This is a genomic window from Streptomyces shinuiensis (genome assembly GCF_043660855.1).
Lineage (GTDB): Bacteria > Actinomycetota > Actinomycetes > Streptomycetales > Streptomycetaceae > Streptomyces.
Genome location: NZ_JBIHML010000001.1, coordinates 2,543,467 through 2,556,861 on the forward strand (window position 1 = coordinate 2,543,467; position 13,395 = coordinate 2,556,861).

At 73.6% G+C, this 13,395-nt stretch carries 14 protein-coding genes; 2 read left to right on the forward strand and 12 right to left on the reverse strand.

The window, feature by feature from the left end; translation table 11 throughout:
• Window positions 1-16: 16 nt before the first annotated feature.
• Window positions 17-484, forward strand: coding sequence for a hypothetical protein (locus tag ACGRHY_RS11355; protein WP_394635238.1), 468 nt, complete (start codon window positions 17-19; stop codon window positions 482-484).
• Window positions 485-504: 20 nt separating this feature from the next.
• On the opposite strand, the gene ACGRHY_RS11360 is transcribed toward ACGRHY_RS11355, so the two are convergent.
• From ACGRHY_RS11360 to dacB, 12 genes are all read right to left on the reverse strand, one after another.
• Window positions 505-1,668, reverse strand: a complete 1,164-nt coding sequence (locus tag ACGRHY_RS11360; RefSeq protein WP_394635239.1) for an amidase family protein — start codon at window positions 1,666-1,668, stop codon at window positions 505-507.
• 76 nt (window positions 1,669-1,744) lie between these two features.
• Window positions 1,745-2,236 carry a DUF3180 domain-containing protein gene (locus ACGRHY_RS11365; protein WP_394635240.1) on the reverse strand — a complete coding sequence of 164 codons (492 nt, stop codon included), beginning with the start codon at window positions 2,234-2,236 and terminating at the stop codon, window positions 1,745-1,747.
• Between the two features lie 167 nt (window positions 2,237-2,403).
• Window positions 2,404-3,000 carry a 2-amino-4-hydroxy-6-hydroxymethyldihydropteridine diphosphokinase gene (gene folK / locus ACGRHY_RS11370; protein WP_394635241.1) on the reverse strand — a complete coding sequence of 199 codons (597 nt, stop codon included), beginning with the start codon at window positions 2,998-3,000 and terminating at the stop codon, window positions 2,404-2,406.
• Window positions 2,997-3,356: a dihydroneopterin aldolase gene (gene folB, locus ACGRHY_RS11375; RefSeq protein ID WP_394635242.1), complete on the reverse strand. Its 360-nt coding sequence runs from the start codon at window positions 3,354-3,356 to the stop codon at window positions 2,997-2,999. Before folB ends, folK begins: the two co-directional genes overlap by 4 nt.
• Window positions 3,357-3,500: 144 nt before the next feature.
• Complete coding sequence (locus ACGRHY_RS11380) at window positions 3,501-3,998, reverse strand: nuclear transport factor 2 family protein (RefSeq protein ID WP_394635243.1); 498 nt, start codon at window positions 3,996-3,998, stop codon at window positions 3,501-3,503.
• Window positions 3,995-4,861 (reverse strand): dihydropteroate synthase, encoded by an 867-nt coding sequence (gene folP / locus ACGRHY_RS11385; RefSeq protein WP_394635244.1) that lies wholly within the window; start codon window positions 4,859-4,861, stop codon window positions 3,995-3,997. Before folP ends, ACGRHY_RS11380 begins: the two co-directional genes overlap by 4 nt.
• 84 nt (window positions 4,862-4,945) lie before the next feature.
• A complete protein-coding gene (gene folE, locus ACGRHY_RS11390) occupies window positions 4,946-5,551 on the reverse strand; it encodes a GTP cyclohydrolase I FolE (RefSeq protein WP_394635245.1) in 606 nt (201 codons plus the stop codon).
• Window positions 5,552-5,678: 127 nt separating this feature from the next.
• Entirely contained in the window at window positions 5,679-7,721 is a 2,043-nt protein-coding gene (gene ftsH, locus ACGRHY_RS11395; protein WP_394635246.1) for an ATP-dependent zinc metalloprotease FtsH, read from the reverse strand.
• Between the two features lie 297 nt (window positions 7,722-8,018).
• The gene (gene hpt, locus ACGRHY_RS11400; protein WP_394638008.1) at window positions 8,019-8,558 is read right to left on the reverse strand and encodes a hypoxanthine phosphoribosyltransferase; all 540 of its coding nucleotides are present in this window, start codon (window positions 8,556-8,558) and stop codon (window positions 8,019-8,021) included.
• A gap of 36 nt (window positions 8,559-8,594) precedes the next feature.
• Window positions 8,595-9,776 carry a tRNA lysidine(34) synthetase TilS gene (gene tilS, locus ACGRHY_RS11405; protein ID WP_394635247.1) on the reverse strand — a complete coding sequence of 394 codons (1,182 nt, stop codon included), beginning with the start codon at window positions 9,774-9,776 and terminating at the stop codon, window positions 8,595-8,597.
• Between the two features lie 155 nt (window positions 9,777-9,931).
• Window positions 9,932-11,068, reverse strand: coding sequence for a zinc-dependent metalloprotease (locus ACGRHY_RS11410; RefSeq protein WP_394635248.1), 1,137 nt, complete (start codon window positions 11,066-11,068; stop codon window positions 9,932-9,934).
• Between the two features lie 162 nt (window positions 11,069-11,230).
• On the reverse strand, window positions 11,231-12,712 hold the full coding sequence (gene dacB / locus ACGRHY_RS11415) for a D-alanyl-D-alanine carboxypeptidase/D-alanyl-D-alanine endopeptidase (RefSeq protein ID WP_394635249.1): 1,482 nt from the start codon (window positions 12,710-12,712) through the stop codon (window positions 11,231-11,233).
• A 122-nt stretch (window positions 12,713-12,834) separates the two neighbouring features.
• Here dacB and ACGRHY_RS11420 point away from each other — a divergent pair, with 122 nt between their 5' ends.
• Window positions 12,835-13,332: an inorganic diphosphatase gene (locus ACGRHY_RS11420; protein ID WP_279556956.1), complete on the forward strand. Its 498-nt coding sequence runs from the start codon at window positions 12,835-12,837 to the stop codon at window positions 13,330-13,332.
• The last annotated feature ends 63 nt before the right edge of the window (window positions 13,333-13,395 follow it).

Consider the following 13,395-nt stretch of genomic DNA (forward strand, 5'->3'; position numbering starts at 1 on the left):
CCGGAAGGAGACAGCGATGCGTCCACTGACCCAGGGACTGGTGGCCGGATCCGTCGGCACGGCCGCTCTCAACATCACGACCTACGGGGACATGCTGCTGAGGGCACGGCCCGCCAGCTCCGTGCCCTCCGATGTCGTCGACCGGCTCGCCGAGCGCACTGGTGTCGAGCTGGGCGGGGGCGAGGAGGCGTCGAACCGCAGGGAGGCGGCCGGGGCGCTGCTGGGCTTCGTCACCGGCCTCGGCGTCACGGCGGCCTACGCACTGGTGAGCGGCCGTCGGCGGACGCCGCCCGTGTCGGTGACCGCGCCGCTGCTCGGAGCAGCCGCCATGGCCGGCAGCGACGTGTCCGCCACCGCGCTCGGCGTCACCGATCCCCGCTCGTGGAGCCGCTCCGCGTGGCTGTCGGACATCGTGCCGCATCTGGTGTACGGCCTCGCCGCCGGCACGACGCTCCGGGCGCTGCGGGGGCGCGCTCCCCGGTGAAGGAGCCGTCGGCGCACGCATCACGCCTCTCCGGGCATGCGCACCACCAGGCCCGCGCTCTCGGCCGCCCGCACCACCGAGACGAGCAGCGCCTCCCCGCCTCCGGCGGCCGCGATCTGGAGCCCGGCCGGGCAGCCGTCACCGGTGAAACCCGCCGGGACGCTGACCGCCGGATGGCCGCTGAGGTTGAAGGCCCAGGTCAGTGCCGTGCTGTACCGATCGCCCGGACCGTCGTGGCCGTGGGGCCGGTTGGGGGTGGCCGGGGTCAGCAGCAGCCGGGCGCCGGCGAGGAGCGCGTCGAGACGCGCGTCGTTCCCCGCCCGCGTCCGCTCCGCCGCCGCCCGGTCCCCGTCCGGGGCGCGCAGGGCGAGCCACGCCGGGCCGGGGTCCAGCAGTACCGCCTCCCCCGCCGGGGGTTCCAGTCGTACGGCACCCGCCGCGGCCAGCCTGTCCACCGCCGCCCTCGCCACCCGGACGACCTCCGGATCGCTCTCCGCGAATCCCAGATCCGGCGACCACACCGCCGCCACCGGCTCCCCGGCCCCCGCGCCGGCATCCCGGGCGGGCACACCGGACACGCACTCCAGCCATGCCGCGAGGTCCGCGGCGCACCGGACGAGGACGCCGGGCGCGGCCAGGCCCGAACGGTCCGCCACGGGCAGCAGCCCGTTGGTCGTCTTCAGCCCGAGCACCCCGCACCACGCGGCCGGGATGCGCACCGAGCCGGCGCCGTCGGCCCCGGTCGCCATCGGCACCATCCCGGCCGCGACCGCCGCCGCCGAACCCGCGGACGAGCCTCCCGGCGACCGGTCCCGGCGCCAGGGGTTGGCGGTGCGGCCACCGGCACCCAGACCCCAGGTCCGCCACGGCGTACCGGGCCCGGGGACGGAGGTCGACCCGACCGGTACGCATCCGGCCGCCAGCAGCCGCCGGACCGGACCGGACCGCGCCCCGGCCGGGCCCGCGGCCCCCGCCTTCACCCCGACCGGCACCCCGGCCAGCGGCAGCCGCTCGCCCGCCGCCACCCTCCGGTCCACCTCGGCCGCCCGCGCCCTCGCCCCGTCCGCCCACACCTCCCGGAAGGCGCGCAGCGACGGCTCCAGCCGGGCGATCCGCCCCAGTGCCGCCTCCACCACCTCGGCGGCGGACACCCCGCGCCGCGCCACCGCACCGGCGATCGCCACCGCCGGCAGCTTCGCGTACGCCTCCCCGTCGATCGCCGGCCCCCGGATTCCCAGGTCCCCGGACCTCCCGGATCCCTCAGGCCGCCGCGGCCGCCGGGGGCGGGGGCTCCTCGTCGTCCTCCGGGAGCCTGCAAACCCGCTGCAGGAAGACGGCCGCCACCACCACCGCCGCGCCCGCCAGCACCGACAGGCCCGCGTAGACCGCCTGGTCCCGGCGGGCGGGCACGTCCATGCCGCCGAAGAGCAGATAGACGCCCGCGCCGCCGTACGCGCCCGCGGCCAGGGCGGCCACCAGCGCACTGGCCTGCCCCAGGACGACGGCGCGGGCGGCCATCATCGGCTCCACGCCCTTCGCACCGGGCCGCCGCTCGCGCTGGGCGCGCAGCCGGGCGCGGATCGACAGCGCGGTGGCGGTCAGGACCGTGGCGATCACCGCGAGCACGATCGGGGCCGCGACGGGCACGGCGGGCAGGGTGCCCAGCGCGTCCCACATCCGTGCCCCGGCCCAGGACAGCACCAGCGCGAGCGCGAAGATGCCGACCAGCGTTCTGATACGTAGTTCCCTCACGGGACTCCCCACGTCACTCGGCGCCCCCCAAAGACGGCACCGCCCAAACAGCATCGTCGAAACCGCGTCGAAGCCACATCAAAGCGGCGCCGAAGCCGTCGGAGAAACTTGCCCGTACGGCGCCGTCCACACTCCTGGACCCGGTGGTCCGGCCGCGCCGCGGCCGGTCACTCCGGCAGGCTCAGTCCCAGGTCCTCCCGGCGTGCCACGCCCTCCCGGCCCACGGTGCCCAGGAGGTCCGCCACCGGGCCGTGCCCGGGGACCTCGGCCTCGGGATCCACATCGTGCCACGGCGCCAGGACGAAGGCGCGCTCATGGCACCGGGGGTGCGGCAGTGTCAGTTCCGGGTCGTCGGAGACGACGTCCTGGTACGCCAGGATGTCCACGTCGATCGTCCGCGGACCCCAGTGCTCGTCGCGGGCCCGTGCGTAGGCCTCCTCGATGGCGTGGGCCCGCTCCAGCAGCGAACCTGGCGGCAGGGTGGTCCTGAGCAGGACGACGGCGTTGAGGTAGGAGGGCTGGCTGCCCGGCTCCACGCCCCACGGCTCGGTCTCGTACACCGGCGAGACGGCCTTGACCCGCGCCCCCGGGGTCTCCTCCAGCGCGTCGATCGCTCCCTGGAGCGTCTCCATGCGGTTGCCCAGGTTGCTCCCGAGCGAGAGGACGGCGCACTTGGGGTTGTGCAGGGTCACATCGGCCGCGTCCACCTGGTGCACCACCGAGGCGGGCACCGGCTGTACGGTCGGGTCGCTGTTCGGCGTCATACGCGGCTCCGCTTGATGGTGATGGTCACGTCGTCGAACGGGACGGTGACGGGGGCCTCGGGCTTGTGGACGGTGACCTCCACCTCACGCACCGCGTCGTGCGTCAGGCACTGGTCGGCGATTCGCTGGGCGAGGGTCTCGATCAGGTCGACAGGCTCGCCCCCGACGATCGAGGCGACCTCCTCGGCGACGATGCCGTAGTGCACCGTCCTGGTGAGGTCGTCCCCGGCGGCCGCGGGGCGGGTGTCCAGGCCCATCGCCAGGTCCACCACGAAGGTCTGTCCCTGCTCCCGTTCCCGCTCGAACACCCCGTGATGCCCGCGGATCCTCAGTCCGCGCAACGCGACACGGTCCACGCGCTCTCACTCCCGTCGGTCGTACGGATGCGGCGGCGGGCCGGTGGCCTCCACGCCCCGCGCCCTGGTGTCCGGTGGGACCGGCGGCGGCTTCAGCCGCCGCCGGTCCCACCGGACACCAGGGCCACTCTCTCAGACCGTCGCTCAGAGCACGGTCCCGCCCTCGCCGTCGACGCCGTCGATCCCCTCGTCCCCACCGTCCCCGTCGTTGTCCTCGCCCTCGACGAGGACCGGGGAACCGTGGTGCGCCCACACCCGCCACCGGCCGTCCTCCGCCCTGCGGAAGACATTGGTGGCGACCACCAGCCCGCCGACCAGGGGCCCGGCCGAGCCGTCCTCCTCCGCGGGGCCGCCGCTGAGGATGTTCTCGGTGCAGGTGACCAGGGCGGTGTCGCCGGCCACGGAGACCTCGACATCGGTCAGGAAGAACTGGATGTACTCGGTGTTGGCCATGATCAGCGCGTACGAGCGCAGCACCTCGTCGCGCCCGGTGAGCACCGGCCAGCCCGGGTGCACGACGCTGACCTCGTCGTGCAGCCAGTTCTCGGCCAGGGCGTCGAGATCGCCGCGCTCCACCGCGTCGTACAGCGCGGCGTTCGCCGCCTCCACGGCCTCGACGTCCGTACGGGCCTCTCCGCTCACCTGGCTCCCTCCAGCGCCCGGGCCACCCGGACCGCGTCCGCGCTCGCCCGCACCTCGTGCACCCGTACCGCCCAGGCGCCCTCGCGCGCCACGAGCGCCGACACCGCGGCGGTCGCCGCGTCCCGCTCCCGGGCGGGCGGCATCTCGCCGCCGTCGCCCGCCAGCACCCGGCCCAGGAACCGCTTCCGGGAGGCCGCGACCAGCACCGGCCGTCCCAGCTCCCGGCGCAGCCGGGCGATGGCGTCCACCAGGGCCAGGTCGTGGGCGGCCTGCTTGGCGAAGCCCAGCCCGGGATCGACGACGATCCGCTCCGGGGCGATCCCGCCGGCCACCGCCCGGTCCAGGGCGGCGCGCAGTTCGCCGATCACCTCGGTGACGGTGTCGGTGTAGACGGCCCGGTCGTTCATGTCGATGCTCTGGCCGCGCCAGTGCATCACCACGTACGGCACCGCGGCGGCGGCGACCACCGGGACCATGCGCGGGTCCGCGCGCCCGCCGCTGACGTCGTTGACCAGCCGGGCACCGGCCTCCACCGCCCGCTCGGCGACGGACGCCCGCATGGTGTCCACGCTGATCACCGCGCCCTCCCGGGCCAGTTCGCGGACCACCGGGATCACCCGGCGCAGTTCCTCGGCCTCGTCCACGCGGGTCGCGCCGGGCCGGGTGGACTCGCCGCCCACGTCGATCAGGTCGGCGCCCTCGGCGACCAGGGACAGACCGTGCTTGACCGCGGCCCCGGTGTCGAACCAGCGGCCTCCGTCGGAGAAGGAGTCCGGCGTGACGTTCACCACGCCCATGACCGCGCACCGGTCCCATGCCGGCAGCCCGGCCACTTCCCCGCGGGGGACGCGCAAGGTACTCATGCGGTCCAGCGTAGGCGTTCCACGGGCGCCTTCCCTCCACCGCCCCGTCGGGCGGCACGTGGCCGGCCGGCGGGCAGCCGGCGGTCAGTCGGCCATGATCAGGCTCATCGCCTCGGCGCGGGTGGTGGAGTCGCGGAGCTGGCCGCGGACCGCGGAGGTGATGGTCTTGGCGCCGGGCTTGCGGACGCCGCGGACCGTCATGCACATGTGCTCGCACTCGATGACGACGATCACGCCGCGCGCCTCCAGGATCTTCATCAGGGAGTCTGCTATCTGCGTCGTCAGGCGCTCCTGGACCTGGGGGCGGCGGGCGAAGACCTCCACCAGCCGGGCGAGCTTCGACAGGCCGGTGATCTTGCCGGAGTCGGCCGGGATGTAGCCGACGTGCGCCACCCCGTGGAAGGGCAGCAGGTGGTGCTCGCAGGAGGACAGCAGCTCGATGTCCTTCACCAGCACCATCTCGTCGTGACCGAGGTCGAAGGTGGTGGTCAGCACGTCCTCCGGCCGCTGCCGCAGGCCCGCGAATATCTCCCGGTACGCCCGGGCCACCCGGGCCGGGGTCTCGCGCAGGCCCTCGCGGTCGGGGTCCTCGCCGACCGCGATGAGCAGCTCCCGTATGGCGTTCTCGGCACGCTTCTCGTCGAACTCTCCGGCGGGACCCTCGCCCTCCAGCGTCACCGGGTCGATCATGTGATCCTCTTTCTCGATTGCGGATGGCGAAAAGCCGCGCCCCTCCGGTAGTCAACCGGAGGGGCGCGGCGGGCATTCCTCGGGGCCTGCCACCACCGGCCCGGGGGCCGGCGCCGGGGAGCCTCGGTCAGCTCTCCGGCCGGGGCTCGTCGGACGGCAGGCGGGTCTCCTTGGAGAGCGCCGTGTCCGTCGGGCCGATCTCCTTGCCCTTCTCCTGGCCGGGCTGCGAGCCGTTGGTGAGAGCCAGCTCCTTGGGGGTGGAGACCGGCGGGCGGGTGGAGGGCATCCGGCGCGCGGAACCCGTCCAGGCCGGGCGCGGCGGGCGCTTGACGATCGGCCGGAAGATCTCGGCGATCTCCTCCTTGCCGAGGGTCTCCTTCTCCAGGAGGGCCAGCACCAGGTTGTCCAGGACGTCCCGGTTCTCGACGAGGATCTCCCACGCCTCGTTGTGGGCGGTCTCGATCAGCTTCTTGACCTCCTCGTCCACCAGCCCGGCGACCTCCTCGGAGTAGTCGCGCTGGTGGCCCATCTCCTTGCCCAGGAAGGGCTCGGAGTTGTCGGAGCCGAACTTGATCGCGCCCAGCCGCTCGGTCATGCCGTACTGCGTGACCATGGCGCGGGCCGTGGCGGTCGCCTTCTCGATGTCGTTGGCGGCGCCGGTGGTCGGGTCGTGGAAGACCAGCTCCTCGGCCGCGCGCCCGCCCAGCATGTACGCGAGCTGGTCGAGCATCTCGTTGCGCGTCGTGGAGTACTTGTCCTCGTCGGGCAGGACCATCGTGTAGCCCAGCGCCCGGCCGCGGGAGAGGATGGTGATCTTGTGGACGGGGTCGGAGTTCGGTGAGGCCGCCGCGACCAGGGCGTGGCCGCCCTCGTGGTACGCGGTGATCTTCTTCTCCTTGTCGCTCATGATCCGGGTCCGCTTCTGCGGTCCGGCCACGACGCGGTCGATCGCCTCGTCCAGGAAGTGGTTGTCGATCAGCTTCTTGTCACTGCGCGCGGTGAGCAGCGCGGCCTCGTTGAGCACGTTGGACAGGTCCGCGCCGGTGAAGCCGGGAGTGCGGCGGGCGACCGCGGACAGGTCCACGTCGGGCTCCATCGGCTTGCCCTTGGCGTGCACCTTGAGGATCTCCAGACGTCCCTGCATGTCGGGGCGGTCCACGGCGATCTGCCGGTCGAAACGGCCCGGGCGCAGCAGTGCCGGGTCGAGGATGTCCGGGCGGTTGGTGGCGGCGATCAGGATGACGCCGCCCTTGACGTCGAAGCCGTCCATCTCGACCAGCAGCTGGTTCAGCGTCTGCTCGCGCTCGTCGTGGCCGCCGCCCATGCCGGCGCCGCGGTGGCGGCCGACGGCGTCGATCTCGTCGACGAAGACGATCGCCGGGGCGTTCGCCTTGGCCTGCTCGAACAGGTCGCGCACGCGCGAGGCACCGACACCGACGAACATCTCGACGAAGTCGGAGCCGGAGATCGAGTAGAACGGGACGCCCGCCTCGCCCGCGACGGCGCGCGCGAGCAGCGTCTTGCCGGTGCCGGGCGGACCGTAGAGCAGCACGCCCTTGGGGATCTTCGCGCCGACGGCCTGGAACTTGGCGGGCTCCTGGAGGAACTCCTTGATCTCGTGGAGCTCCTCGACCGCCTCGTCCGAGCCGGCGACGTCCGAGAAGGTCGTCTTGGGGGTGTCCTTGGTGATCAGCTTCGCCTTGGACTTCCCGAAGTTCATCACCCGGGAGCCGCCGCCCTGCATCTGGTTCATCAGGAACAGGAAGACGATCACGATCAGTACGAACGGCAGCAGCGAGAGCAGCATCCCCAGGAACGGGTTCTGCTTCTGCGGCGAGACGGTGTAACCGTCCTCGATCTGCCCGTCCTGGTACTTGGACTGCAACTGCTTGGCCAGATCGACGCCCTGGTCGTCGATGTAGCTGGCCTTGATCTTGTCGCTGCCCTCGATCTTCGTGTCCTCGGCGAGCTCGACCTTGACGGTCTGCTCGTCGCCGGTCGTCAGCTCGGCGGACCTGACCTTGTTCTCGTTGATCGCCTGCACGACCTGGCCGGTGTCCACCGTCTTGTAGCCGCCGGACGAGCCGACGACGTTCATCAACACGACCACGGCGAGGGCGGCCAGCACGATCCACATGACGGGACCACGGAAGTAGCGCTTCACGTCCATCCACACGGGGCGGCGCGCGCCCCGTCCCTCCTGCCACAGTGAGGCACCGCGACCTCGGGTGAGATCGCCTGTGCGTACGGTGTATTACTCCGGCTTGCTCGGCCTACGAACGGGTTGCCTCAACAGACCGACCTTCGGACGGTACCCCAGGATCACAGCCCGAAGCACTGCCGAGGCGGGCGCCGCCGGCGAACGGTGAGCATCCCCGTTCGCCTGTTCCAACGCCGGGAGACCCCCCGAACGTTCCCGGGCGGCGCTCCGGGCCCGCCCGGGCCCGCCCGGGCCCGCCCGGGCCCGTCAGCCTCCGTAGACGTGCGGCGCCAGCGTCCCCACGAACGGCAGGTTGCGGTACTTCTCCGCGTAGTCCAGCCCGTAGCCGACGACGAACTCGCTGGGGATGTCGAAGCCGACCCACCTCACGTCGATCGCCACCTTCGCCGCGTCCGGCTTGCGCAGCAGGGTGCATACGTTCAGCGAGGCGGGCTCGCGCGAGCCGAGGTTCGACAGCAGCCAGGACAGCGTCAGGCCGGAGTCGATGATGTCCTCGACGATCAGGACGTGCCGCCCCTTGATGTCGGTGTCCAGGTCCTTGAGGATACGGACCACTCCGGAGGACTGGGTGCCCGCGCCGTAGGACGACACCGCCATCCAGTCCATGGTGACCGGTGAGGACAGGGCCCGGGCGAGGTCCGCCATGACCATCACCGCGCCCTTGAGGACCCCGACCAGGAGCAGGTCCTCGCCCTCGTACTCCGCGTCGATCGCCTCCGCCAGCTCGGCCAGCTTCGCGTCGATCTCTTCCTTGGTGATGAGCACCGACTTGAGGTCGGCGCCCATGTCCTTGTCGTCCACCCTGCTGCTCTCGGTCGGGGATCACACTTGCCGGATGACCAGTGTGCCACCCTGCCTCCGGGCGGCCACCCGGCCGGGCAGGCTGATGGCCCGCTGGCCGTGCCATCCGGTGACCAGCCGGTCCACCTCCTCGATGTGGCGGGCGAACAGCGAGCCCGCCGGGGAACCGGCCGCGACCGCCACGCGGCGCAGCACGCGCCGGCGGACGGCGGGCGGCAGGGCGCCGAGCCGGGCGGCGTCGAGGGCGGACCCGGACCCCCCTGTGAGATCCGCGACATCCGCGACATCGCCGCCTCCGCCGCCTCCGCCGCATCCGCCGCCCCGGACGGACGGGGACGGCGAGGACGGCGGGAGTTCCGCGCGGACCTCCCGCTCGGCCTCGCGGGCCCAGGCGTCGAGGGCGTCGGCGTCGTCCCGTGAGAGCTGCGCGGTGCGGGCCAGGGCCTCGACCACACCCTTGCCGAGCGCCTTCTCCAGGGCGGGCAGCGCGTCGTGGCGCACCCGGGAGCGGGTGAAGGCGGGATCGGCGTTGTGCGGGTCGTCCCAGACCGGCAGCGACTGCACCATGCACGCCTTGCGGGTGGTCTGCCGGTCCACGGCCAGGAACGGCCGCAGATAGCGGTGCCGGACGCCCCCGCGCCCGGCCGGCGAGCCGGATACGGCGGCCATCCCGGACAGCGAGCGGGTGCCTGAACCCCGGGCCAGGCCGAGCAGCACCGTCTCGGCCTGGTCGTCGCGGGTGTGCCCGAGGAGAACCGCGGCGGCGCCGAGGCGGTCGGCGGCCTCGTCGAGGGCGGTGTAGCGGGCGGTGCGGGCGGCGGCCTCGGGGCCGCCGTCGCGGCCGACGGTCACGGTGAGGGCCTCGGCCGGCTCGAGGGAGAGTTCGGTGAGGCGGCAGACGACCTCCCGGGCCCGGTCGCCGGATCCGGGCTGCAGGCCGTGGTCGACGGTGAGGCCTCCGGCCCGCAGGCCGAGACGGGGGGCTTCGAAGGCGAGGGCGGAGGCGAGCGCCATCGAGTCGGCGCCGCCGGAGCATGCGACGAGTACGAGCGGAGGGCGCCGGAGCGTGGCGGAGGAGCCGTCAGCGGCACCGGAACCGCCGGAACCGTCAGGGGCGCCGGGGGCGTCCTGGAGCTGGAGTACGTCACGGAGTGTGCGGCGAACCGCCAGGCGTATCGCGGCGACCGCGGGGTGGGGACCCATGTCCGTTCACTTCCTCGGGGAGTCGTGGCCGCGCAGTCGATGACTACGCTGAGTGCGTCGATGGTGACAGAGAAGTGCCGTATCCCTGAGCATCGCACGCGCGCCCGCCGCCCACGGTCCCTCGTAAGAGTGATTGTCCCGGCGTTCGGCGGTCATCAGTCCGCTTTACGGTGCACCCTCGCGATCCACTCCGCCGGCTCGGCGATCTCCGCCCTGGTGGGCAGCGTGTTGGGGGATGTCCACACACGGTTGAAGCCGTCCATCCCGACCTCTTCCACCACCGTCCGCACGAACCGCTCGCCGTCGCGGTACTGGCGCAGCTTGGCGTCGAGCCCCAGCAGCTTGCGCAGCGCCTGGTCGAGGCGGCCCGCACCGGCCGCGCGGCGCTTTTGGAACTTCTCCCGGATCTCGGCGACCGACGGCACCACCTGGGGGCCGACGCCGTCCATCACATAGTCCGCGTGCCCCTCCAGCAGCGACATCACCGCGGTGATGCGGCCGAGGACCTCGCGCTGCGCCGGGGTCTGCACCAGCTCGACGAGGCTGCGTCCCCCGTCCTGCTCCCCGCCGTCCCCGGGCTCCGGGCGGCCGCTCCCGGCCAGCGACTGGAAGGCCTCGCGCAGCCGCTCCAGCAGCGCGGAGGGCTCTATCTCGGTCTCCCCGAGGAAGGCGTGGATCTCCCCCTCGATGTGGTCGCGCAGCCACGGCACGGCGGAGAACTGGGTGCGGTGCGTCTCCTCGTGCAGGCACACCCACAGCCGGAAGTCGTGCGGGGCGACGTCCAGCTCCCGCTCGACGTGCACGATGTTCGGCGCGACCAGCAGCAGCCGCCCGCCGCCCTCGCCCGGGGCACCCGGCAGATCGCGGGTGGGCGGGGCGAAGGTCTCGTACTGGCCCAGGACGCGCGAGGCCATGAACGACAGCAGCATCCCGACCTCGACGCCGGTCACCTTGCCGCCGACCGCGCCGAGCACCGCGTTGCCGGGGCCGCCGCCGCGCCGCGCCCGCATCTTGTCCAGCAGTGGCGACAGCAGCTCGCGGAAACCCGCCACGTTCGCCCGGATCCAGCCGGGCCGGTCCACGACGAGTACGGGTGTGTCCGCGGCGCCGTCGGGCGTCATCCGCGTGAAGCCGCGCACGTGCTCCTCGGCCGCCGCGGCGTGCCGCCGCAGCTCGGCGACGGCCTCCCGTGCCTCCTCGCGGCTCACTTCGGGCCCGGGCTTCACGAGCCGGGTCGCGGTCGCCACCGCGAGATTCCAGTCGACCATCTCCACACCACCGAGGCTCGTCATGACTTCACCGTACGTGCCGGTGCTCCCGAACGGGAGCCGACCGGGCGCCCGGGCAAGGGTGCCCGCGGAGGCGGCCCGTCACGCCTGCCCGGACGGCGGGCGCCCGGACGGAACCCGTGCCGGGGCCGGGCGGACCCCGGACGGAACCGCCGGCCGGGCCGGTCAGCGGCAGCCGCAGTTGGCCAGGGCGGCGGCGAGGCGGTCCAGGGCCTCGTGGGCGCCCTGGCGATCGGTGGTGCCCGACGCCGTGAACGCGAAGACCAGGAGTCTGCCGTCGGCGTCCACGACCGTGCCCGCCAGGGTGTTGATCCCGGTCAGCGTGCCGGTCTTGGCGCGGACCAGACCCGCACCGGTGCGGGTCGCCTCGTCGTCGTAGCGGCCGCCGAGCGTGCCGCTGAAGCGGGCCACGGGAAGCCCCGTCAGCACGGACCGCAGCTCGGGGCGGGCGGGGTCGGCGGCGAGGACCAGCAGCCGGGTCAGCAGGCCGGCGGAGACCCTGCCGGACCGGTCCAGCCCGCTGCCGTCGGCGAAGCGGGTGCCCTTCAGCGGCAGCGCCCGGCCGTACCCGGCGAGCTGTGCGCGCACCGCGCGTCCGGCGCCGGCGAAGCTCGCGGGCTCGCCGCGCGCGACGGCGGCCTGCCGGAAGAGGGCCTCGGCGATGTCGTTGTCGCTGTGGAGCATCATCCGCTCGACCAGATCCGCCAGCGGCGCGGAGCGGTGGACGGCCAGTTCCTCGGCCCCCTCCGGCGCCTTGCGGGCGCGGCCGGGGTGCCCGGGGCGCTCGACGCCGACGCCGCGCTCGCGCAGGCGGTCGGTGAAGATCTCGGCGGCGTCCCGGGCCGGGTCGTCGGAGCGGGGGGCGGGCCCGCGGGTGCTGTCGTCGAGGCGGCCCTCGTTCACCATCAGCGCGCTGACCGGCGCGATGTTCTCGTTCGGCCCGATCGGATGGCGGGCGGGCCCGGAGTAGAGCGAGGTGTCGTGGGCGGGCTCGATCCGCTTCACGCCGCGCTCCCCGAGCTCCCGGGCGGTGGCGTCGGCCAGCCGCCGCAGCGCGGCGGGGGTGACCGTGGGGTCGCCGCCGCCGACGAGGAAGACCCGCTCGCCGTCCGCGTCCCACACCACCCGGGTGGGGATGCGGTGGTCCGGTCCGAGGGCCGACAGCGCGGCGACCGCCGTGGCGATCTTGACGGTGGAGGCGGGTACGACGCTCCGGCCGGCCCCGGCTCCGTACAGCTCCCGCCCGGTGGCCACGTCCACCACCGAGGCGGTGCGGAGCGTGCCCAGGACACCGTCCTCCAGCAGCGGCTGGAGGGTGTCGGCGAGCGCGGCTGGCGCGGGAGCGGGTGCCTCGCCCGGCTCCGGCGCGGCCTCCTCGCCCCGGCCGCCCCTCCCCTCCCGGCCCTCCCCGGCGGGTGCGGCGCCCAGCGCGGTGAGCACCTCGGCGGCGCTGGGCGCCGGGGCGGGGCCACCGGGAAGACCCGCTCCGGTGTGGTCCGCGCCACTGCCCCGGTCCCAGGAGGCGGCGCGGGCCCGCTCGGCCGTACGCTGGCCGGAGTCCCAGGGCCCGGCGACGGCCACAGCCGCCACCGCGACCGCGAGTCCGGCGGCGGCGGAACCGGCCGCCACCCGCCATGTGTCCCGCACCTCGGACCAGCCCCTCTCGCGACCACACATCTGCGTGAGGGACACTTAACCACCACATCGCCGCTCCCCGGGGGAAACCCCCGGGCCACTGACGAGTGCTGAAGCATACGGAGGAGTCTCCCTTGGAGTTCGACGTCGTCATCGAGATCCCGAAGGGTTCGCGGAACAAGTACGAGGTGGACCACGAGACCGGTCGCATCCGTCTCGACCGGCACCTGTTCACTTCCACCGTGTACCCGGCCGACTACGGCTTCGTCGACAACACCCTGGGTGAGGACGGAGACCCCCTGGACGCGCTGGTGCTGCTGGAGGAGCCGACCTTCCCCGGCTGCATCATCAAGTGCCGGGCGATCGGCATGTTCCGCATGACGGACGAGGCCGGCGGCGACGACAAGCTGCTGTGCGTGCCCGCGTCCGACCCGCGCATGGAGCACCTGCGTGACATCCACCACGTGAGCGAGTTCGACCGGCTGGAGATCCAGCACTTCTTCGAGGTCTACAAGGACCTGGAGCCCGGCAAGTCGGTCGAGGGCGCGGACTGGGTCGGCCGTGCCGAGGCCGAGGCCGAGGTCGAGGCCTCGGTCAAGCGCCTGGAGGCGTCGGGCGGCGGCCACCACTGAGCCCTCCGGGTCCGCCGGGGGCGGGCCCGCCCCCGCTCCCCGTGCCCCGGGACGCACACGGCC